This is a genomic window from Kocuria sp. CPCC 205261, from assembly GCF_040981025.1.
Lineage (GTDB): Bacteria > Actinomycetota > Actinomycetes > Actinomycetales > Micrococcaceae > Kocuria > Kocuria marina.
This window is the reverse complement of sequence record NZ_JAVKPU010000003.1, coordinates 1-22424: the sequence shown is the minus strand read 5'-3', so window position 1 is coordinate 22424 and position 22424 is coordinate 1. Positions and strand designations below refer to the sequence as shown.

Annotated in this window: 13 protein-coding genes and 1 pseudogene; 13 read left to right on the top strand and 1 reads right to left on the bottom strand. The window is 66.9% G+C overall.

Annotated elements, in window-relative coordinates:
• Nucleotides 1-103 precede the first annotated feature (103 nt).
• The 13 genes from RF646_RS04450 to RF646_RS04390 all read left to right on the top strand — a co-directional run bounded on the left by RF646_RS04450 (nt 104) and on the right by RF646_RS04390 (nt 21727).
• Nucleotides 104-1126: an LCP family protein gene (locus tag RF646_RS04450; RefSeq protein WP_368835404.1), complete on the top strand. Its 1023-nt coding sequence runs from the start codon at nt 104-106 to the stop codon at nt 1124-1126.
• A 122-nt stretch (nt 1127-1248) separates the two neighbouring features.
• The gene (locus RF646_RS04445; RefSeq protein ID WP_368835318.1) at nt 1249-2658 is read left to right on the top strand and encodes a glycosyltransferase family 4 protein; all 1410 of its coding nucleotides are present in this window, start codon (nt 1249-1251) and stop codon (nt 2656-2658) included.
• Nucleotides 2655-4631, top strand: a complete 1977-nt coding sequence (locus RF646_RS04440; RefSeq protein WP_368835317.1) for a glycosyltransferase family 4 protein — start codon at nt 2655-2657, stop codon at nt 4629-4631. Before RF646_RS04445 ends, RF646_RS04440 begins: the two co-directional genes overlap by 4 nt.
• Nucleotides 4624-5526 (top strand): ABC transporter permease, encoded by a 903-nt coding sequence (locus RF646_RS04435; protein WP_368835316.1) that lies wholly within the window; start codon nt 4624-4626, stop codon nt 5524-5526. Before RF646_RS04440 ends, RF646_RS04435 begins: the two co-directional genes overlap by 8 nt.
• Nucleotides 5516-6478, top strand: a complete 963-nt coding sequence (locus RF646_RS04430; RefSeq protein ID WP_286738246.1) for an ABC transporter ATP-binding protein — start codon at nt 5516-5518, stop codon at nt 6476-6478. Before RF646_RS04435 ends, RF646_RS04430 begins: the two co-directional genes overlap by 11 nt.
• Nucleotides 6475-8400, top strand: a complete 1926-nt coding sequence (locus RF646_RS04425) for a glycosyltransferase (protein WP_368835315.1) — start codon at nt 6475-6477, stop codon at nt 8398-8400. Before RF646_RS04430 ends, RF646_RS04425 begins: the two co-directional genes overlap by 4 nt.
• Nucleotides 8401-8488: 88 nt before the next feature.
• A complete protein-coding gene (gene wecC / locus RF646_RS04420; protein WP_368835314.1) occupies nt 8489-9736 on the top strand; it encodes a UDP-N-acetyl-D-mannosamine dehydrogenase in 1248 nt (415 codons plus the stop codon).
• 98 nt (nt 9737-9834) lie between these two features.
• Nucleotides 9835-14268: a glycosyltransferase gene (locus tag RF646_RS04415; protein ID WP_368835313.1), complete on the top strand. Its 4434-nt coding sequence runs from the start codon at nt 9835-9837 to the stop codon at nt 14266-14268.
• On the top strand, nt 14265-14621 hold the full coding sequence (locus tag RF646_RS04410) for a hypothetical protein (RefSeq protein ID WP_368835312.1): 357 nt from the start codon (nt 14265-14267) through the stop codon (nt 14619-14621). Before RF646_RS04415 ends, RF646_RS04410 begins: the two co-directional genes overlap by 4 nt.
• Nucleotides 14612-17338, top strand: coding sequence for a glycosyltransferase (locus tag RF646_RS04405; RefSeq protein WP_368835311.1), 2727 nt, complete (start codon nt 14612-14614; stop codon nt 17336-17338). The genes RF646_RS04410 and RF646_RS04405 overlap by 10 nt, the downstream gene beginning before the upstream one ends.
• A complete protein-coding gene (locus tag RF646_RS04400; RefSeq protein WP_368835310.1) occupies nt 17332-19260 on the top strand; it encodes a heparinase II/III family protein in 1929 nt (642 codons plus the stop codon). The genes RF646_RS04405 and RF646_RS04400 overlap by 7 nt, the downstream gene beginning before the upstream one ends.
• Nucleotides 19257-20465, top strand: coding sequence for a hypothetical protein (locus tag RF646_RS04395; protein WP_368835309.1), 1209 nt, complete (start codon nt 19257-19259; stop codon nt 20463-20465). Before RF646_RS04400 ends, RF646_RS04395 begins: the two co-directional genes overlap by 4 nt.
• A gap of 11 nt (nt 20466-20476) precedes the next feature.
• Nucleotides 20477-21727: a hypothetical protein gene (locus RF646_RS04390; RefSeq protein ID WP_368835308.1), complete on the top strand. Its 1251-nt coding sequence runs from the start codon at nt 20477-20479 to the stop codon at nt 21725-21727.
• Nucleotides 21728-21897: 170 nt separating this feature from the next.
• On the opposite strand, the pseudogene RF646_RS04385 reads toward RF646_RS04390, so the two are convergent.
• A pseudogene (locus RF646_RS04385) lies at nt 21898-22367 on the bottom strand (transposase); the annotation flags it as partial.
• Between the last annotated feature and the right edge of the window lie 57 nt (nt 22368-22424).

The window sequence follows — 22424 nt, the reverse complement described above, 5'->3', positions numbered from 1 at the left end:
CCCGCCCCCCCCGGGACGTGATCTCCAGCGTCGCCGTGGCGGCAGCGTTGTCCGGTGAGTGTCGCTCGATTCCGACCCCCCACCCACGGAGTGCCACGTGTCCATGAACCAGTTCGAGTTCGACGAAGAACAGTCCCGCCCGCGCGGAAAACACACCGGACGCAACATCCTGCTCACGGTGCTGGCCCTCCTGCTGGTGGTGGGCGTGGTCGCCGGTCTGTTCGTGTGGAACCTGGGTCGCAACTTCGATCGTGGGGCCTCGACCCTGGAATCGGCGTTCCCCGAGGAGTCGGCCCGCCCGGCCAAGGGCTCCGCCCAGGACGCCGGCACCACCGTGTTGCTCCTGGGTTCGGACAAGCGCCCCGACGGTGTGGACCCCAACGTCACCGGCTCCCGCGCGGACTCCATCATGCTGCTGCACATCCCCGAGGACGGGGGGCAGATGTACGTCATGTCCATCATGCGCGACACGTGGGTGGACATCCCCGGGGTGGGGGAGTCCAAGATCAACGCCGCCTTGGACCACGGCGGGATGCCTCTCATGGTCGAGACCATCGAGCAGAACTTCGGGACCCGCGTGGACGAGGTCGCGCTCGTGGACTTCGCGGGCTTCGAGGGCCTCACCGACGCCCTGGGCGGGGTGACGGTCGACGTCCCCGAGGCCTTCACCTCCCAGGACGGACACCGCTTCGAGGCCGGGCCCCAGGAGCTGAGCGGGGAACAGGCGCTCGCGTTCGTGCGGGAGCGCTATGCGTTCTCGGACGGTGACTACCAGCGGGTGCGCAATCAGCGCGCGTACCTGCAGGCCATGATCGACAAGCTGGTCAGCGCCGGCACCCTGACCAATCCGCTGAAACTCAACGAGGTGGTCAAGGAGATCTCCCCGTACCTGACCGTGAGTGACGGCCTCACCTCCGGGTGGATCGCCCAACAGGCCCCCAAGCTCGTGGGCCTGAGCAGCAGTGACATCCACATGTTCACGGTGCCCAACAACGGCGTGGGCACCTCCGCGGACGGCCAGTCGATCATCGTCGCGGACACCGACGCCATGCAACGGATCGGCAAGGCCATCTCCGACGGCACCCTGGACCAGTACGCCACGTCCCTGGACCAGCAAGGCCAGTAACCGCTCGACCACCCCCACCCATCCCGACTCGTGACCCCCCCCGCGAGAGGCCCATGAACCGCACACAACCCCCCGCAACCGGTACCTCACCGGGTGACCAGCCTCCGTTGAGGGTGCTGCTCATGGCCAGTTCCTACTGGCCCGAGCATTCGCCGCCCCAGCGGCGGTGGTACTCGCTCGTGAGCCACCTGCGGGAGCGGGGGTGGACCGTGTCCGTGGTGTGTCCCGTGGCGCACTACGGGGCGGGCCCGGACTACTCGACGCAGACGCGCGGTCGGGCGTGGCGGCGGCAGGCGGGATTCCTGGGTGAACACATCTACCGGGTGCCCTACGTGTTCCTCGGGGACAATCGTGCCGGGAAGTTGCTGGACCAGCTCGTGAGCGCGGCCGCGTCCGTGGCGCGCGGGCTGTTCACGGGCCGCCAAAACGTCGTGGTGGTCACGGCGCCGTCGTTACCGTTGCTGGCGTCCGCGTTGCTCGTGGCGCGCGTCAAGGGGATTCCCCTGGTCGTGGAGATGCGGGACGCGTGGCCCAACCTGGCCGAGGACGCCTCCCTGGTGCGGGGCGGGTCCAAGTCCGTGGTCAACCGCGCCGTGGTGTACGTGCAGAACCGCGCGGACCTCGTGGTCACGGTGACCCAGGGCTTCGCGCGCACCCTGCGCGAACGAGGGGTGCACAACGTGGTCACGGTGCGCAACGGCATCCCCCTGGAGCGCACACCGCAGCTGCCCCCGCCTCCGGCACGACGGCGCGGGCTGCGGGTGCTGTACCTGGGCAACCACGGCGAGTCCCAGTCCCTGGACCGGCTCATCCGCGCCGCCCACCTGGCCGGGGACTCGGTCCGTCTCACACTCGTGGGTCACGGCAGCCGCAAGCCCGCACTGCAGCAGCTGGCGCACCGGCTCGGCGCCAACGTGGAGTTCCTGCCCCCGGAGTACCGCGAGCGCGTGTTCGAGCGTTATCGCGACGCGGACTCGGTCGTGATCTCCCTGCGTGACGACTGGAAGTCGTTCGAGGACACCATCCCCTCCAAGACCTACGAGGTGCTCGCCGTGGGCCGGCACATCACCGCGGTCGTTCGCGGCGAGGCCGCCCACGTGCTCACCGACGCGGGCGAGGGGGACATCGTGGCCTCCGATCCCGAGCAGATCGCCGCGCTGTGGCGCGCGCTCGAGGCCGACCGTTCGCGACTGGTCCCCAGTGGGTCCGGCCGGGAATGGGTGCGGTACAACGCGGACTACGCGGACCTGTCCGTGCAGTACGACCAGCACCTGCGCGCGACCGTCCGCGAGTATTCCCGCGCGTGCGGTCAGGGCGTGCTGCCCCGCCTGGGCAGGGTGCTGCGTGCCGTCACGCGCGGCGTCGCGGGTTCGCGCGAGTCGCCGTTCACCGCCCGTACGGCCGACGGCGGCGCTGCGCAGGGTCGTCCCGCCGCCGAGGCGGATTCCGGCACCCCTGATACCGACCACGCCTCGCGACGCCAGGGCGTCGCGGGCGGGAGCCTCGGTGGCGTCGAGCGGATGGCCTCATGAGCTCACGGCGCCGCGAACGGTCCCGTGAACTCGCGGTCAACGCGTGGCTCACGGCTCGCACGATCGGCCAGCACGTCACCGACGACCCCGTGGTCTTCTGGTTGCAGGTCTCCCGCCGGTTGCCGCGGCGCTGGGTCACCCCCGCGGCCCGCATCCTCTCACGGGTCCCCGGCCCGCGTGGTCTCGCCGCCCGGGCCACCGCCCTGCATGTCCTGGGGGACGACGACGCCGCTCGCGCCGCCCTCTCCCGCGCCCTCGCCTCTGCAGGGGATTCGGAGCTCACGACGCAGGACCCGGGTCACGAGCACCGGGAACACGCAGGGCCGGACCAGACGCGTCCAGGCCCGCCGCGGCCGAGAACGGCGCTGAGCTCCCTGGCGCGGGGGAGCAGGAACGGGGACACATCGGCGTCGTTACGCGGCGGGGCAGAAGTAGCCCTGAGCATGGGGGACACCGGCCTCACCGCGAGCTTGCTCGCCGCACTCCCCGCCGACCATCCGGGAGCGGCTGCGACCCGCGCGCGCCTCGAGTGGTACCACGGCAACGTGGACCGCGCCGTGGAGGTGCTGGGCGACGCCGAGGCCCTCCGGCGGGCCACCCGCGGTGAACGAGCCCTCGCGCGCCGCCTGGCCGCCGAGCGGGACCTGCTGGGCGACTTCTTCCCGCGGCTGGAACCTGTCCGCGATTACCGGCCCAGGGACCGCACCGTGCTCTACGTCGTGACCAACTCCCTGCCGCACACCGCGAGCGGCTACGCGCAGCGCTCGCACTCGTACCTCACCGCACTGCGGGACGAGGGGTGGGACGTCCACGCCATGACCCGCCCGGGGTACCCCGTGCAGGTGGGCAAGGTGCTCGCCCGCCACACAGACGTTGTGGACGGCATCCCGTACCACCGCGTGCTCACGCGGCGGCTGTCCGCGACCGCCACGGGACGTGTGCAGCAACACGCGCACGCGCTGCTGGAGCTCGCGCTGCGCACGCGGCCCGCTGTCCTGCACGCCACGAGCCACTATGTCAACGCGTTGGCCGTACACGCGGTGGCCCAGGCTTTGGGTATCCCGTGGGTCTACGAGGTTCGCGGACTCCTCGCGGACACGTGGGCCGCGACCCGTCCGCCGGAGGCCCTCACGTCCGAGCGCTACGAGCGCTTCCAGGCTCGCGAGGCGTGGGCCGTGACCACCGCGGACCGCACCGTGACGCTGGGCACGGAAATGGCCCGGCGACTCGAGGAGCTGCCCACACCGGCATCCGCCTCCGAAAACCCCCTGCGCGTGGACCTCGCCCCCAACGCCGTGGGCGGGGCCCTCGTGGAGAACGCACCCTCCCGACACGACGCCCGCGCCGCCCTGGGCCTCGCCCAGGAGACGTTTCTGATCGGCACCGTGACCTCCGTGGTGGACTACGAGGGCATTGATGACCTGGTGCGCGCCGCGGCCCAACTGCGCCCGCACCTACCGTCCCTGGCGGTGCTCGTGGTGGGGGACGGCGTGGCCCGCCCCACCCTGCAGCGGTTGGCCCGCGAGCTCGGTCTCGAGGACGTCGTGACCTTCACCGGCCGCGTGGACCGAGCCCTCGCGCCGCAGTACACCGCGGCCTTGGACGTCTTTGTGATTCCGCGCAAGGACCGCTCCGTGACCCGCGCGGTGACCCCGCTGAAGCCGGTCGAGGCCATGGCTGCGCGCACCGCCGTGGTCGCAAGTGATCTGCCCGCCCTGCGCGAGAGCGTGCGCCACGACGAGACCGGGCTGCTCACACCGCCCGAGGACCCGGACACCCTTGCCGAGACACTGTTCGGCCTGGCCCGGGACCCCGAGCGCCGCGAACGCCTCGCGAACGCCGGACGGGACTGGGTGGTCGTACACAGGACGTGGCGGGTGATCGCCCAGCAGGCATCCACGCGATATGGTGAATTGAATGAAGACGTCCCCCGGACGGCTACCCACCCCCCGAGGAGACCGACGCATGACTAGCAGCACCGCCCAGGTCAGCGGGGGACACGGGCAACCGGAGGACCGCACCGTCGAGACCTTCGACCCCACCGCGATGCACGCCGTGGGCGCCCGCCCGCCCCTGCGTAAGTACCTCCAGGACCTGTGGGGCTCCCGTCACTTCATCCTCTACGACGCCCGTGTCCGCCTGGCCGTGAGCCAGGACCACACCCTGCTGGGCAAGGTGTGGATCGTGCTCAACCCGCTGTTGCTGGGCTTCACGTTCTACGTGATCTTCGGACTGCTGCTGCGTACCGGACGCGGGATCGACAACTTCGTGGCGTTCATCGTGCTCGGTCTGACGATGTTCATGTACAGCTCCCGCTCCGTGGTCTCGGTCTCCCGCTCCATGACCTCCGCCAAGGCGCTCGTGCGTGGCTTCATGTTCCCGCGTGCCGCGCTCACGCTGTCCATCGTGGTGCGGGATGCCATGACCCAGCTCTACGCTCTCGCGGCGATCCTGGTGTTCCTGCTGATCGTCCCGCCCCTGGAGCCCATCTCGTGGACGTGGCTGCTGCTGATCCCCGTCTTCGTACTGCAGAGCATCTTCAACTGGGGACTGGGCATGCTCCTGGCCCCGGCGGTGCACCGGATCCCGGACGTCTCCAACATCCTGTCCTTCTTCATGCGGCTGTGGATGTACTCGTCCGGCATCTTCTACGACCCTTCCCGCTTCGTGGACGACGAGCGCATTCTGGCCCTGTTCCACTTCAACCCCCTGTACCAGGTGCTCTACATCAGCCGCGATCTGGTGCTGCGCGCACAGGTTCCCAGCTGGTCCTCGTGGGCCGTGTTGGTCACGGCATCCCTCGGGATCCTGATCCTCGGTTTCCTCGTGTTCTGGCGCAACGAGGAGAGCTACGCGGATGAACGCTAGTCACGACGACGTCGCGTCGCACGCCCCGGGTATGTCGGGCGTTTCCGCGCAGCGCCTCAGCGGAGTGCCCGCCCCCGGCGACGGCGCTCCCGCACCTGCGCGGGAACCCGGCGCCGGGCCTGCCGTGGTGATCGACCACGTGAGCATGATCTACAACGTCACGTCCACGGGCGGTGGGGACGAGGTCCCGGTCTCCGCGCCGGTGCGATGGGCCCGGCGAGCGCTCGGGCGGCCCCCGATCGTGCGTAACCTGGCCGTCCACGACGTCACGCTCGCGGTGCACCAGGGCGAGTTCGTGGGCTTCATCGGGCGCAACGGGTCCGGGAAGTCCACGCTCATGAACATCGTGGCCGGGCAGATGAATCCTACGTCGGGGCGGGTCTATTCGGTGGACACCCCCGTGAAACTGGGGGTCAACGTCTCCCTGGTCCCGGCGCTGTCCGGGGAGAAGAACATCCGCCTGGGCTGCCTGGCGCAAGGTATGCACCCGCGCCGGGTGGACGAATTGTTGCCCGAGCTCGTGGAGGTAGCTGCGCTGGGCAAAGCCATCCACTGGCCCATGAAGGCGTACTCCTCCGGGATGGCCGCGCGCTTACGGTTCGCCGTGGCCACCGCCACAGACCCGCACATCCTCATCCTGGACGAGGCTCTGTCCACCGGGGACGCCCAGTTCCGCGAACGCGGGCAGGCCCGCATGGCCCAGATCCGCGAACAAGCCGGGTGTGTGCTGTTCGTGTCCCACTCGATGAACGAGGTACGGGAGATGTGCACCCGGGTGGTGTGGCTGGACCAGGGGGACACACTCATGGATGGGGACCCCGAGACCGTCACGGAGGAGTACGAGCAGTTCATGAAGCAGCTCGCCGCCGGCAACAACCTGGCCGCCCACAAACGTAAGTTCGAGCTGATGGATCGGCTCGTGCGCACCGAACTGCGGGAGGTGCACGCGTGAGTCCCCGCTCGCTGACCGGTGATCTGCGCACCCAGTTGTGGCACCTGCGCCACGGCGGGGTGTCCCAGTGGCGGACCTACCGGCGCCGGGCGGGACTGCCCGCGGGACCGTCCGCGAGCGCCGTCGTCACCGGAGCCGGCCGCGACGCCGCCTCCGCCGGGAACGACGGCGCGCAGCGCACGGTCTCGTTCGCGGCACAGGAGTGGCCCGAGCGCGCACCGGTGCGCGGGGACCTCACCGCCGCGGTGATCCTGGACGACTTCTCCTTGCGTGCCTTCCACTACGAGTGGCACCAGGTAGTGCTCACGCGGCGGGACTGGCGCGCCGAACTGGCTGCGCAGCCCGTGGACCTGCTGTTCGTGGAGTCCGCGTGGCACGGCAACGCGGACGAGTGGCAGTACCAACTCACCGGGACCTCGGGCGTGAAGGAGTCGATGCGCGAGCTCGTGGCCCACTGCCGCGAGCAGGGGATCCCCACGGTGTTCTGGAACAAGGAGGACCCGCCGCACTACGACGACTTCCTGGAGTGCGCGCGACTGTTCGACACCGTGTTCACCACGGACGTCAACAAGATCCCCGACTACCACCGGGACCTGGGCCACGACCGCGTGGGGGTGCTGCCCTTCGCCGCGCAACCCGCCGTGCACAACCCCGCGCGGCCCCGCAACGGGTTCCACGAGCGGGACGTGGCCTTCGGGGGGATGTACTTCGCCCACAAGTTCCCCGAGCGGCGCGAGCAGATGGACGTGCTGCTCGGCGGCGCACATGATGCCTCGGCGAAACTTGACAGGGGGCTCGAGATCTTCTCCCGCTACCTGGGCCAGGACGAGCGCTACCAGTTCCCCGAGCCCCTGGACCAGCATGTGGTGGGCTCGCTGGGTTACGACCAGATGCTCACCGCCTACAAGGCGTACCGGGTCTTCCTCAACGTGAACTCGGTCGTGGATTCCCCGTCCATGTGCGCGCGGAGGATCTTCGAGATCACCGCGTGCGGCACCCCCGTGGTCTCCACACCGTCCGAGGCCGTGCGACGGTATTTCTCCCACGACCAACTGTCCGTTGTGGCGGACCGCGAGCACGCCGCGGACGTCATCCGTGCCCTCGTACGCAGCCCGGAACTGGCAGATCGCATGGTACACCGCGCACAGCGCGAGATCTGGGCGCAGCACACCTACACGCACCGCGTGGAGACGATCGTGGAACGCGCCGTCCCGCAGCTCGCCGTCGCCCGCACCCGGCCCAGCGTCACCGTGTTGCTGTGCACCAACCGCCCGCATCGACTCCCGGACGCCCTGCGCGGGATCGCGGCCCAGGTGGACGTGGAGCTGGACGTGGTGCTCGTGGCCCACGGCTTCGACCCGCGGGCGCGGGACGTCCAGCGCGTCGTCGAGGACTGCGGGATCCAGCGCGTGACCACCGTGGCCGCGGACGCGTCCCTCACGCTGGGGGAGTGCCTCAACCTCGCGGTCGAGCACGCCACCGGGGACGTGCTGTCCAAGATGGACGACGACGACTACTACGCCCCGCGCTACCTCGCCGACCTCCTGGACGCCCTGCGCTATGCGAACGCGGACGTGGTGGGCAAGCAGGGGCACTACATGTACGTGGAGTCTCAGGACGCCACCCTGGTGCGCTTCCCACACCGCGAGCACCGATACACGGACTTCGTCATGGGGCCCACGATCACGGGCTACCGCGAGGTCTTCCGGCAGATCCCGTTCCAGCGGCGCAGCACGGGGGAGGACACGTCCTTCCTGGCCGCGGTGCGCGAAGCCGGCTACGTCATCTACTCGGCAGACCGCTTCAATTTCGTCCAGTTCCGCGGCTCGGACAGCCACACGTGGCAGGTGTCCGACGCCGCTGCGCTGGCCTCGGGACGTGTCGTCATGTTCGGGGACAGCACCCGTCATGTGACGATATGATCCTAAGGATTCTGCATGTTTACGTTGAAAATGAATGGAAGTTCCGGTCAACCGGAACGAACCAGCAAACGCGTGGTGAGGTGCGTCAATGAGTGAGCCGTTGGAAGTCGTGTTCGTGGGGCTGGGATACATCGGGTTACCCACCGCCGTAGTCATGGCGAATCACGGGGTGCGGGTCCACGGCGTGGACGTGAACGCCTCCGCGGTGGAGCGGATCCAGCGCGGCGAGGTCACGATCGTGGAGCCGGGGCTCGAGGAGCAGCTCAAGAAGGCGATCGACAGCGGCCAGCTCACCGCGACGACCGAGATGCAGCACGGTGACGCGTTCGTGATCGCGGTGCCCACCCCGTTCAAGGAGAACTACGAGGGCGACCTGTCCTACATCCTCTCCGCCGCGGAATCCATCGCCCCGCAGCTGCGCGGGGACGAGACCGTGATCCTCGAATCCACCTCCCCGCCGCGCACCACCCAGACGCTCGCCCGTAAGATCATGGAGCTGCGGCCGGACCTGTCCCTGGACGGCGAGGACGGCAAGCCCGTGGTGTACTTCGCGTACTGCCCCGAGCGCATCCTGCCGGGCAAAGCACTCGAGGAACTGATCAGCAACGACCGCATCATCGGCGGCAGCACCCCCGAGGCCGCGCGCCGCGCCAAGGAGGTCTACGCGTCCTTCTGTCAGGGTGAACTGCTCGCCACGGACGACGTCACGGCGGAGTTGTCCAAGCTCACGGAGAACTCGTTCCGTGACGTGAACATCGCGTTCGCCAACGAGCTGTCCCTGATCGCGGACAAGCTGGGCATCGACGTGTGGGAGCTCATCGAGCTGGCCAACCACCACCCCCGTGTGAACATTCTGCAGCCGGGCCCCGGCGTGGGCGGGCACTGCATCGCGGTGGACCCCTGGTTCATCGTGGCCGCCGACCGGGAGGACTCACGCCTGATCCGCACCGCCCGCGAGGTCAACGACGGGAAGCCGAAGTGGGTCATCTCCAAGGTGGAGGAAGCCTGCTCCCACGTGGAGTCCCCGGTGATCGCGGCCCTGGGCCTCGCGTTCAAGGCCAACATCGACGACCTGCGTGAATCCCCGGCCATGAACATCACCAAGGACCTGGCCGAGCACGTGAGCCACGCGACGGTCCTGGCCGTGGAGCCGAATGTCTCCGAGCTGCCGAAGGGTCTGCAAGGCCTGGCGAATGTGGAGTTCGCGGACTACCAGGACGCCATCGAGCGCGCGGACGTGGTCCTGCTGCTCGTGGACCACGACGAGTTCAAGACCCTGCCGGCCACCGCGCTCAAGGGGAAGGCCGTGGTGGACACGAAGGGGCTGTGGCGCTGAGTCACTGAGGCGGGGGCGGTGGGAACACCGTCCCCGCCGCCCCCGCATCGTCTTCTCGCGCGCACCCCCGGCGCGCCGTATCCCCCAGGAGCACCCCCATGCATCCAGACGAACGCCGCGATCCGGTCCGGTTGCGGGAACTGGTGTACCGCCAGGTCGCCCGGGACCCGCGTGGCACGTTCGATCAGCTGGAAGCAGCACAACGCAGGATCCGGTCCTTGGAGGCCGCGGCCGCCACGGCCCGGTCTCGGATCGAGAAGCTCACCGCGCAGAACCGCACACTGGCCGCCTCGTCGACGACTACGGGGGAACGGGCATCGGAGTTTGCCGCGGAACCCGCCGGCGACGAAACCGGGGCCCCGGTCGACGACGGTACGTCGGCGGCCGCCACGAGCCCGGCAACCCGGGTTCACGACGACGCCGCGGCCACCGGCCCGTCGAACCAGACGCCCCACGCGTCGTCGGCCGGTACCGAACCGACCGCAGAGGTCGAGCCCTCCCTCGAGGACGTCCTGGCCATCCTGGAGGCCGAGCCCATCGCGGCGCACTTGTCCGCTGCCCTCAACCGGCTGTGGTACCGCGAAGGGGACATCACCCGTGCGGCGGAACTGGTCGACCGCCACCGCGGCCTGCTGCCGGATCTCACCGAGAAACAGCGCTACTTGACCGACCGCATCCTGGGCACCGTGGCACTGGACCGCACTGCGGCGCGACTCGTGCCCCCGCGCTCCCGCGGTGCGGCGTACCTGCCCGAGCGGCAACGCGTCCTGTACTGCGCGTACTCCACGCCGATCTTCCATTCGAACGGGTACAGCGTGCGCACCGAGGGAGTGGTGGCCGGGCTGAAGGCCGCCGGCGCTGACGTGACCGTGATGGGGCGCTCGGGCTATCCGTGGGACATCTCGACCGCGCGCGTCAAGCCTCGCAAGCGGCGCCACGTGGAAACGCGCAACGGCGTGGACTGGGTGCACGTGCCGGAAGGCAACATCAACCACCTCGCGCCGGACGTCTACGTCAATGTCGCGGCCGATGCCGTGGTGCGGCAGGCCCGGTTGCTGCGCCCGTCCGTGATCCACGCGGCGTCGAACTACCTCAACGCGCTTCCGGCGCTGGTCGCCGCCCGGCGGCTCGGTGTGCCGTTCGTGTACGAGGTGAGGGGTTTGTGGGAGGTCACGGAGGCCTCTCTGAAACCGGGATGGGACGAGACGCAGCGGTATGTGAACCAGGCAGCCATGGAGACCCTGGTCGCTCGTGAGGCGGATGCCGTGCTGGCCATCACGCAAGAGGTCGCGGACGAGCTCGTGCGCCGTGGGGTGTCCGAGAACAAGATCACGCTGCTGCCCAATGGTGTGAACACGGATGAATTCCTGCCGCTGCCCCGGGACACCGGCTACGCCGCGAAACGCGGGATCCGCACGGATGTGCCCGTGATCGGGTTTGCGGGCTCGCTCGTGGCCTACGAGGGTCTGGACACGCTGCTGCAAGCGGCCAACATCCTGCGCGGGCGCAAGGTGGACTTCCAGGTGGTGATCGCCGGCTCCGGTGGGGTGTACCCCGACCTGAAGAGTTATCAGGTCCGCAATAAGCTGCAGTCGCGAGTGAAATTCGTGGGCCGGCGGCCCGCGAGTGAGATCGCCCGGTTCATGAGCTGCGTGGATATCGTGGCGTGCCCCCGCACCAGCTTGCCCGTGACGGAGATGGTTTCGCCGCTCAAGCCACTCGAGGCGTTCAGCGCAGCCAAACCGGTGGTGCTCTCGGACGTCTCACCGCACCGTGCACTCGTGGGTGCCGTGGAGGGAGAGAGCGCCGGGCCGCGCGGTCTGCTGAGCCGAGCCGGGAACCCCAAGTCCCTCGCGAACGCGCTGCAGAAGCTCATCGAGGATCCTGAACTGCGCGTGTCGCAGGGGCAAGCCGGCCGTCTGTGGGCCGTGGACGAGCGGCAGTGGAGGAACCTCGGCCCGGTGGTCCGCCGGGTCTATGCCCAGGCCACGGCGGACCACGACGCCCTGGCACACGGTGGCCGGTCCCTTAAGGATCTGCGGATCGGTCTGATCGCGGACGAGTTCACCACGGAGACCCTGCGCCGCTCGGCCACGATCATCCCGCTCGGCCCGGCCGATTACGCCGAGCAACTGGCCGGCGAGAACCTGGACCTGGTGTTCGTCGAATCGGCGTGGTCGGGCAACGGCGGTGCGTGGCATCACAGGGTGGGGTACTACTCGGACGAGGAGCACACGCAGCTGCGGGACCTCCTGGCGCGGTGCCGCCACGCCGGGATTCCCACCGTGTTCTGGAACAAAGAGGATCCGGTGCACATCAACCGGTTCCGCAGGACCGGGGCGCTGTGCGATCACGTGTTCACCACGGACGCGGACATGATCCCGGAGTATTTTCACACAGCGCGTTTCCTGAGCGGCGGTCGCGCCGTTACGTCCTCTTCCCTGCCCTTCTATGCCCAACCCGCGATCCACAACCCCCTCCCGGGTGCACGGGCGCCGGAGGACACCATTGCCTATGCCGGGACCTACTACGGGCAGCGATACCCCGAGCGCTCCCAGCAGCTCGAGCAATTGCTCGGCACGGCCAAGCCGTACGGGCTGGCTATTTACGACCGGCAATTGGCCATCCCGGACTCACCGTACCGATTCCCACCCGGGTTCAGGCAATGGGTGCGGGGGGCATTGCCCTACGACGAGGTGATCGACAGCTACCGCGCGCACGTGGCCAGCCTCAACGTCAATTCCGCCCCGTACTCACCCACCATGTTCTCCCGCCGGGTCGTGGAGATCGCGGCGTGTGGGGGAGCGGTCCTCTCGAGCTGGGCGCGGGGCATCACCGAGACGTTCGACGGTGGCATTCCCTGCACCAACAACGCGGCATACGCCAAGGCTCTTCTGGGGGCATGGAGCGCCGATCCGGAAGAGCGGTTGCGCGAGGTGTGGCTGCAGCTGCGCACGGTCTTGCGCGCGCACACGGTGGACACAGCCCTGGTGATCCTCGCACGTACCGCGGGTCTACCGGTCGAGGCGTTCTCGCTGCCACGGTGGGGTCTCACCGCGCGCCCCGAACAGGTCCCGGGGATCCTGCGTCAATCCGTCCTGCCCAGCATGGTGCGGTTGACGGACGACGATGCCGCTGCCCGCGCCGTGCTCGAGTCGCACGACGTGCGCGTGCTCGGCTATCGCGAACCCTATCCCCACGACGTCGAGTTCTGGGCGTACCCGCCCGAGGATCCTGCCCGGACGTGGGCGGAGGACCTGCTGCAGACCACACGCTGGGGGCACTGGGACAAGATCGTTGCGCACTCGCGCGGGGCGGACGAGGATGCTCGAGTGTTCGCGGTTCCCGGTACGAACACGCACGATGCCTGGGGAATGCTTCGGGCGACCCTCGTGAAAGACCCGGACACGTCGTTCCGTGCCGTGGACTCGGCCGCCACCCTCACGGTGACGCTTCCGCCATCGGACGAGCCCACGCGTCAGCTCGTGGCCACCCCGTCCGGTGAGAGTGCGGTGGAGCGTGCCGGCACGATCCTCGTGGCGGGACACGACCTGAAGTTCATCTCCTCGTGGCTGAATCACCTTCGTGCCACAGGGGCACGAGTGCTGGTGGATCAGTGGGACAACCACGCGCATCACGATGAACAGCGCTCCGCGGAGCTGCTCGCGGAAGCGGACGTGGTGTTCTGCGAATGGGGTCTGGGCAATGCGATCTGGTACTCGGAACACGTGAACGACCACCAGCGGCTGATCGTGCGGGTTCACGCGCAGGAATTGCGCGGGCCCTACCTGCGCCGGATCCGGCACGAGCAGGTGTCCCAGTACGTGTTCGTGAGTGATCTCATGCGCGAGGCCGCGATCACGAGTCACGGGCTTCCTCGCGCCACGTGCACGGTGATCCCCAACGTGGTCCGCACGGCGGACCTGGCCCGTGACAAGCACGAGAGCGCGCTGAAGACCGTGGGGTTCGTGGGGATCGTCCCTCAGTTGAAACGGCTCGACCGCGCCGTGGATCTCATGGAGCAGCTCGTAGCCGTGGATCCCGAGTTCTCGTTGCGGGTCAAGGGTAAGCGTCCCGAGGACTACGAGTGGATGCACAAGCGACCCGAGGAACTCGAGTGGTACCGGGCGTGCTACCGCCGCGTCGACGAGCTCAATCAACGCGCCGGCCGGGAGGTCATCCGCTTCGACCCGCACGGCAACGACATGGCCGAGTGGTACCGGGGTGTGGGATACGGCATCTCGGTGAGCGACCACGAGTCATTCCACCTGACCCTCCCGGATGTCGCAGCATCCGGCGGTGTTCCCGTGTCCCTGGACTGGCCCGGTGCGGATCTCATCTATCCCAGGGAATGGCTGGTCCCGTCCGTCCACGAGATGGCGCAACGCATCCTGGATCTCTCGCGAGACCCGGAGACGCGCCGTTCGTTCAGCCACAACGCACACGACTTCACGACATCCACGTTCGACGCCGCCGCCGTCCATGAGCAGTTGGACCGCGCCCTAGCCCCCATCGGAGGCCCACGATCATGAATGCGCACCCGACCCCAGTGGGCGCCGCCGCCGACCACGCCGACGCGGTCGATGTCCTCAGTGACCTTCTGGTCCAACAAGCGCAGGAAATTCGCCGACTGAGCGAGGAACTGGTGGCCAGTTACGAGAAGGAGATCCGGTTCTTCCAGAACCTCGAGTCCCGGGACGAGCAACTGAAGACGCAGGAACGGACCTACCTAAAGAAGGTGTGGTGGTTGGAGTCCGAACTCCGTAAAACGCGTGAGGAGCGGGACACTGCCCGCGAACAGTGGGAGCGCACCAGGGCCTCGCGCACCTTCAGGCTGCAACGACGCGTGTGGAAGCTGCGGAAGGCGGTGCGGTCATGGCGATGAACATGGACCAGGTGAAGCGACGGCGTGCCAAGGTTCGCACCCGGATCGAGGAACTCCAGTTGAGGGAAGCCACGGCTGCAACGGACCGGCACTGGTTCCGCTCCCGGGCGTTCAAGGACTACGCGCGCCGTAACCGCGCGGACCGGTTGAATCCGGTGATCACGCAGGAGCAGTATCCCGAGTGGTTGTCACACAACGGGCGAGCGGAGCAGGTCCGCGACCTCGTGGAATCCGTGGCGGGGCTGCCCGATCACGCCGGTACCCGTGTCTTGACCCCGCACCCGGCCCGGGTGGCCATGATCGCGGACACGTTCCTGTACGAGACGTACGAGGGCACGGCGAACATCACGTACGTGACACCGGAGAACTTCCGGGACGTGGCTCGCACCAGCGATGTGCTCATCCTGACATCCACGTGGCGGGGCCGGTTCGAGGACTGGCACGGCACCACGGCGTCCGCGGGGCTCGTGCGCTCCGAGGTCATCCCGGCCTTCCGCGCACGCGATGTGCCCGTGATCTTCTATTCCAAAGAAGACCCGCCCAATTACGCCCGGTTCCGTCCCCTCGCCCAGGAAGCGGACGTGATCTTCACCTCCGCACAGGAAATGATCCCGAGCTACGCCGCGGATTGCCCCGAGGTGGGGGACATCCGCCCCCTGACCTTCGGTGTCAACCCCCTACTGCACACGCCCGTGGGATCCCGGCGGGTACGCCACTCCGAAATCTTGTTCGCCGGGTCCTGGCTCTCTCACAAGTACCCCGCAAGACAATCGGCGGCGCGGTTCCTGTTCTCGGGCGTCCTGGATGCCGGACGGGATCTGTTGATCGTGGATCGGAACTCGTCCCTGGGCGACCCCAAGTACTTCTACCCCCAGGAGTTCGTCGACCACGTGGGCCCAGGGCTGGGCCACCGTGAACTCATGAAGGTCCAACGCAGCGTGGACGTCCATCTCAACCTCAACTCGGTCACCAATTCCGGGACCATGTACGCCAACCGAGTGGTGGAGCTGCAGGCGATGGGCGCGTTCGTTCTCTCCAACTACTCACTCGCCGTCAACGATCGTTACCCCGAGGTCCAGCTGATCGACCGACCGCGGGAGGTACCCCTCATCCTGGACGGCATGACGGGGGAGCGGCTCTACCGCGCACAGTCCGACGGTTTGCGGCGCGTGTGGGAACACGACACGGCGTGGCAGCGCATGTCGGACATGCTCTCCGCCGTGGGTGCCCCCGTCGCGTCCTTGCACGAACGAGTGGCGGTCGTTCCGGACGGTGACACCACGATCGACCACGCGCGTGAGATCGCCGACACGCAGACAGCACTCGTGAGCGTCCTCACTCGGGGCGAGTTGGCGCAGCGCCGGGACGACTTCGACGTCGTCGTGCCCGTGTCCGCCGATCATGACTACGCGAGCGGCCACGTGCGCGACCTGCTCAACGTGTTCCGGTACGCGGACGTGGACGTGGCCACGAAGAACGGCTTCGAGACGAACGGCGGGATCACGAGCCTCGACGATCACGAGCTCACGGGCCGGGTTCGCAGCAGTGCTCGCAGCGGCCTCCGCGTCCAGGCGGACACCCCGGTGCTGCAGACGTGGCTCGACTCCGGGCGGATCGAGGGGCGGGCCTACAGCACCGCGCCGTTCGGCGCGGGGCCCCGGGTTGGCGAGCGCATCGAGGTCACGCTCACCGACGCCCCACAGTTGACCGTGGTGGTCCCGGTGTTCAACAACGGCAAACACCTGGTCTCCAAGTGCTTCCGCTCCCTGGAACGCTCCACGATCTTCAGGGACATGGAGATCCTGCTCATCGACGACGGCTCCACCGATCACGACACGGTGCTCGCGGTGCGCGAACTCGCGGCGCGGTACGACAACGTGCGCGCCCACTTCTTCGAGACAGGCGGATCGGGCAGCGCGTCCCGGCCGCGAAACGAGGGACTGAAACTCGCGACGGCGCCCTACATCACGTACTTGGACCCGGACAACGAAGCGCTCAACGATGGGTTCCGCGTGTTGCTGGAGACCGCCCGCGAGCTCGGGGTGCAATTCGCGATCGGGGACATGATCAAGCTCTCCTCGTACCGCCGGCACGTCCCGAACGTCAAAATCCTGACGAAGAACCTACCGGAGGATCCCACGGGCGGTCTGATGGTCCCGGAGGACGCCCTGCAGCGGATCAACTTCCAGCCCATGAGCATCCAGGCACTCGTGGCGGACACGCAATGGTTGCGCGCCATCGGTCTGCATCAACCGGTGGGTGCCCTGGGCCAGGATTCCCTGGCGTTCCAGCAGATGCTCCACGGGGCCAGGCGGATCGCTACGGTCCGCCTGCCCATCCACGTCTATTACGGGGCCGTGTCCAACTCGATGATCAACACGGTGGGGCCGAGCCTATTCCGCAAATACCTACCCCTGGAGCACTACCGGGTGGAGTGGCTCCGACGGGAGGGGCTGTACGACGCCTATTGCCATACCCGGGTGGACGCATTCTTCGACGGGTGGCTCGTGAACAAGTTCAACCGTTTCGTGCCCACGGAGCAGAAGGCCGAGTGTCGCGCGTTGCTGGACGAATTGTGCGCGCTCTACGACGTGGAACTTGCACGTGACGACCCGCAGAGTCCGACGTCGCCACTGCGCGTCGTCGCCCGGCCCGTCAAGCAAGAAATCATGTCCGAGGCCACCCTCATGGATGTGGGGATCGAACGCGCATGGTGAATTTCGACGCGGCCCGACGACAGGCGCTGGGCACCCACTTCCGTCCCTCGGCCGACGAGGAAGCTAAGGTCAATGATCTCAAGGCGGGCCGTCTCACCATGGCGCCGCACAAATCATGGTCGCTCCCGGAAGAGCCCACCTGGCGCGAAAACCCATTCCAGGACAACAACTGGCAGTTCCAGTACCACATGCTGCGTTGGCTGGATCCGCTGCGGCGCGCTGCCAACCGCGGAGATGTCGAGGCGGCGCAACGGTGGGAATTCTTGGCGCATTCGTGGATCACCGCCAACCCACCGGGCGCTGGACAGACGCGGTGGTCGTGGATCGACATGAGCGACGGCATTCGAGCCATGGAACTATGTCATGGTCTCACGGTGGTGGGGGAGCAAGACTGGCTACTTGATTCGCTCCACGACCACGTGGCCTGGCTGTCTGAGCCCTCTCATTTGACACGCGGTAACCACGGATTTCACCAGCACGTGGGGTTGTTCGTACTGGGCGTGGTACTGGAAGATCCTGAGGTGACCGAACTCGCGCTCGAGCGGCTCTTCGACCAGCTCGCGGCGGCCTACGACGAACAGGGCGCGAATGAAGAGGGTTCCCTCGGCTACCACTTGCAGAACTACGAGTGGTGGAACGATGCTCTGACACGACTGGATCTGGAGGGGATTCCCCGCCCGGAACTCTCGCATCGACTCGACCTGGCACCGCAGCTGTTGGCCCACGCGACGAGTCCGCTGGGACGGTTCGCCCGGATCGGGGACACCGACGGCGGCAATCCCCGCAGGATCAACCACCCGCTCACTCGTTTCGTGGTCACTCAAGGGCGAGAGGGAATCAAGCCCAATTCGACCACTGCCATCTATGACGCCGGCTACGCCTTCCTTCGCAGCGGCTGGGGTGAAGAACGCGCGTATGAGGACGAGACGTTCGTCACGGCGACGTGGGGCAGGCAGGACAAAGTCCACGGCCACCGCGACGGTGGCTCGGTGACCTTTGCTGCCGACGGTGTGCAGTGGATCGATGACTCCGGCAAGTACTACTACGGAAAAAGCCCCATGCGGGACTACGTGGTGGGCAGGGAAAGCCACAATGCCGTCGTAATGCCTGGAAGAACGTATCGAAAAGATACCGAGGTCCCCTTGCTGGACCGCGTGGAGACCGGTGAGTACGTGGACCTGAGCTTTGGAGACCCCGGGTATGACGACGTCGGAATCCGTCGGCGGGTCATTTATCTCAAAGCCCGGCGGCAGCTTCTCGTTCTCGACTCGGTGGCAGCGCCGGACGCCACCGCGGTGGAACAGCGTTGGAACTGCGGCCGCGACGTGCGCGCCCAGCGTCTGAGCACGGGTTTCATTCTGCGCCACCAGGACAAGAGCATTCACGTGAGTACCTTGAGCGGTGGCACAACGGAAATTCGACGCGGCGTGAAGGGTCCCATGGCGGGTTGGACGTCAACGGGATGGCGGAAAGCTGCGCCCGTGGATCAGGTGGCCGTCACCGGGCAAGGACCTTCGTGTTTCTTTGCGACCCTGGTCGGGCCGTGGGACGAGGCAGCGGTTGACGTGCTCGGCTCCCGCATGACGCCTGATGCATTGCACGGACGGGTCGAAGACGTGATCCCGTCCGCGCTACTGGCACGGGATCACACGGTTTCAGTCGTCGAACACGCCCAGGACAACACCGGGATGGCGGTCACCGTATCCCGCACGGAACGCGGTTTGGTACGGGCCGTCGTCAGAGGTGGCGGTCCATTTTACGCGTTCTACCTCGTGCGGTCGGATGGCTCCGTCGAACGGGCGCCCTACAGCCGACGTGCGTCTCGCACGTTCCACACCCAGGACACGGGATCGTGCCGTATTCGCGTGTTCTCCCGGGATGAGGCGAAGACGATCAACGCCAGGATGGTGACAGCGGCATGACCCTGATTTCCACGACCGATCCCATGTCGCCGGCCTCTCCCGACCATACCTCCACCCTGGTGACGATCGAGACGGTGTTCTGTGACGTGGAGACGGTGACTGGGCGCATCGAGGAATACTTCCAGCGCTACCGTTCCACTCTCCGCAGCATCCTCGCCCAGGACATACCGGACGGGGTGGACGTCATCCACACCGTTTACGTCTCCTCGGACAAGTTGCACATCGCCCGCCGGATCGAGGCAGAAGTCGCGGCGGTGGGGGCGCCAGCGGGTCTGCGGGTGAGCGTATTCATTTATACCCATCCCACCGGCGGCTACGGACATCTCTCCACCTCGCACGTGGACATGGCAATGGCGCCCAACAAACAATGGCCTCGCCGCGAGGCCATGTCCCGCCGGGCCCACGAGAACGTGGATCTCGCCGGATACGATCTGGTGGTGCGGATGGGCATCGATGACGACGACGTGTTCGCGCCGTGGCACATCCGCAATGTCCTGGGGGTGGCCACCGATCTCTTAGACCGATCGACCGACCCGGCCGAGGTCCTGGCGGTGGGCCTTGAACGCTGCTACCTGATTCGCGCGGATCCGGACGGTTATCTGGTTCGTGACGTCGACTTCATCCGCTGCATGAGCGGTAACAAGTTCTTTGCCCACCGAGGCGGCGCGGTGTTCGACCCCTGGCAGCAATCCGTATGGTCTCTCCCGGAGACTTTCGACACCGGGCGTGCCGAAACCTTCCGGCGCATGGGAACCACCCTGACCCGGGTGCGCGGCAACCAACCGAGTTTCGGCTACGTCCGACGAGGCCGCAACTTATCCGTCTCCGATAAGGAGGCATACGTCCAGCTCGAGCATGGCCGGTTCGTGACGACTCGCGGCGTCGACTTCATCGGACAATGCCCACAGCCGTCGTCTGTGGGCACCACCACGGGTACTGAGCTGTTGCCGGCGGAACTCACCGTGACGGCCCGACGACTTGAGTCGGGCGCAATCAAGTATGCGACGAACGCCCGGTATACCCACGGGCCCGACGCCGCGGTTGCGTACTACTTCCTCAAAGGCAATGACCGTGTGCACGCCGTGCCGTATTCCCGCACTCACATCGGTGAAGTGCAACTCGATGACGAACGAGTGCGGGTCAAGGTCTTCGTTCGATTAGGGGACCGTGTGGTGGCAACGAAGACGACCGGGTACACGGTGTGAGGAGAAAATCCATGCTCGAAGAATTCGACTACTCATATTTCAAGGCGGACGTGCACGAGTGGTCAGGCACTGACGAGTTCTTCTCCGCTCCGAGATGGGCCGACGGGATCCATCGCGTCGGTCTTCCTACGCACCACATGGACCTCCTCTTCAAAAATGACGTCCTGGGAAGCAACCAGGACTACATCCTCGTCACCTTCAATGGCGCGGTATCCAAACGAGGGGAGCGCAAGCCCCCGTTCTTCTCGGGCATGAACCTCGGCCGTGAACTCGACGGTCCGTTCGTGGCCGTAGCCGACACGTCCTTGGCGCTCTCCCCGGATTTGAACATCGGGTGGTACGCGGGATACCAGGACGGCCAGTTTCAAGATGCGATTCTGCGAGCACTGCGGACGATCGCCGAGCGGACCGGCAAGCACCTGTGGTTGGTCGGGGGCTCGGCCGGCGGTTTCGCCGCCCTGTATTACGGTCATCTTCTCGGCGACGACGCCTCGGTCCTCGTCTGGAACCCCCAAACGGATTTTCTGGAGTACTCGCCCCCACTCGTCAGGCCCTACCTCGAACAGGCGTTCCCACAACTGGTGGCCACCGGCGACCCAGCTGACCATCCACGCGCATGGGCAGGCGCGCTGGAACGAGCCGGAGTGCAGCATTCCATCATGGCGCAGGTACGCAAGGGTCACCGGCCGCGTCGCATGCTGGTACTGCAGAACTGGAACGACTGGCATGTGGAGGCTCATCTGGCACCACTCATGCGCGCCTACGGAGCCTCTCCCGTCCGTCGCAATCTCTATGAGGCGGGGCCCGAGCACGTCTTCTGGATCCGCAATTTGGGCGAGGGCCATGTGCCGCCCACGCCGGCGCACATCGTCGAGCTTCTAGGGGCACTGTGGGCGGAGGGCGGTACCCTACGGCAGACGGTCGGCACACTGGAGGATCTCGGACTGACTTCCGAGAAGGACATCAGCGCGTTCCCCTTCTGGGGGCAGGGACGTGAGACGGCCGTCGCCCGGGCCCTGGACTGGGGCGCGGGCGACAGCGGGTCGTTATGTCCGGCCGTCCACGGGATACCGGCGAAGTCCAAGGCGTTGATGTTCCGCTACCGAGTGCGCGCAGGCGAGCACACGGTCAAAGAGACCTCCGCCCTGCTCGGCAGCCGATTGGTCCTGTCCTTGATTCCTGACTGGAGCGATGTCGAGGTCAGCGTGAACGACGGGTTCGGCAACCGGCTCTTCACAACAACTTTTTTTCGTGAGGCATGAACTCATCGGGTAACGCCCCGCGGTTTGTTATAGCTGTTTGGGTTCAAAGCTTTGCTCTGGCGCGGTGAAATGCCATCATGCGAAGATCAACAGGGTGCCCCCTTAGGTGTTTAAGGGTCCAATCTCGAACCTAGGCGGGGGACTGATGCGCGATCAGGTGTCAGCTGGGGTTAGGCCGCCAGGCTGACGGTCGGGTTCATGATGGTCTCGTATTCGATGGGGGTCAATCGGCCCAGGCGGGCCTGTCGGCGGCGTCGAGGATAGGTCCGCTCGATCCAGGTGACGATCGCGATCCGCAGCTCTTCTCGAGTCCGCCAGCGATTGCGGTCCAGGACGTTCTACTGGAGCAGGGCGAAGGAGGATTCCATCGCGGCGTTCTCGCCGGGGGCACCGACCTGGCCCATCGATCCGAAGAGGTGATGGCGGTTCAACGCGTGGACGAATTTTTGGTGATCTGAACTGGGATCCGCGCTCCGAACACACTATGCAGCCGGCCGCGTCGCCACGCCGAGATACTGCGCTGTTCCAGGGCGTTCACCGCCAGGCGAGCTTTCCTCCGGGAGTCTATGGAGTAGCCGAGGATACGACCGGAGAACGCGTCCTTGATCGCGCAGAGGTAGAGCTTGCCCTCGTCGGCTTGAGTTCCAGCCATCGTCGCAACACTCTGATCGAGAGGTGCGTGCGATGGTTATTCGGC

What these genes read in the sequence shown, in the direction of transcription:
- RF646_RS04440 (WP_368835317.1), top strand. Translation starts at nt 2,655, where the DNA reads ATGAGCTCACGGCGCCGCGAACGGTCCCGTGAACTCGCGGTCAACGCG.
- RF646_RS04410 (WP_368835312.1), top strand. Translation starts at nt 14,265, where the DNA reads ATGAATGCGCACCCGACCCCAGTGGGCGCCGCCGCCGACCACGCCGAC.
- RF646_RS04415 (WP_368835313.1), top strand. Translation starts at nt 9,835, where the DNA reads ATGCATCCAGACGAACGCCGCGATCCGGTCCGGTTGCGGGAACTGGTG.
- RF646_RS04430 (WP_286738246.1), top strand. Translation starts at nt 5,516, where the DNA reads ATGAACGCTAGTCACGACGACGTCGCGTCGCACGCCCCGGGTATGTCG.
- RF646_RS04450 (WP_368835404.1), top strand. Translation starts at nt 104, where the DNA reads ATGAACCAGTTCGAGTTCGACGAAGAACAGTCCCGCCCGCGCGGAAAA.
- RF646_RS04435 (WP_368835316.1), top strand. Translation starts at nt 4,624, where the DNA reads ATGACTAGCAGCACCGCCCAGGTCAGCGGGGGACACGGGCAACCGGAG.
- wecC (WP_368835314.1), top strand. Translation starts at nt 8,489, where the DNA reads ATGAGTGAGCCGTTGGAAGTCGTGTTCGTGGGGCTGGGATACATCGGG.
- RF646_RS04400 (WP_368835310.1), top strand. Translation starts at nt 17,332, where the DNA reads ATGGTGAATTTCGACGCGGCCCGACGACAGGCGCTGGGCACCCACTTC.
- RF646_RS04405 (WP_368835311.1), top strand. Translation starts at nt 14,612, where the DNA reads ATGGCGATGAACATGGACCAGGTGAAGCGACGGCGTGCCAAGGTTCGC.
- RF646_RS04395 (WP_368835309.1), top strand. Translation starts at nt 19,257, where the DNA reads ATGACCCTGATTTCCACGACCGATCCCATGTCGCCGGCCTCTCCCGAC.
- RF646_RS04390 (WP_368835308.1), top strand. Translation starts at nt 20,477, where the DNA reads ATGCTCGAAGAATTCGACTACTCATATTTCAAGGCGGACGTGCACGAG.
- RF646_RS04445 (WP_368835318.1), top strand. Translation starts at nt 1,249, where the DNA reads ATGGCCAGTTCCTACTGGCCCGAGCATTCGCCGCCCCAGCGGCGGTGG.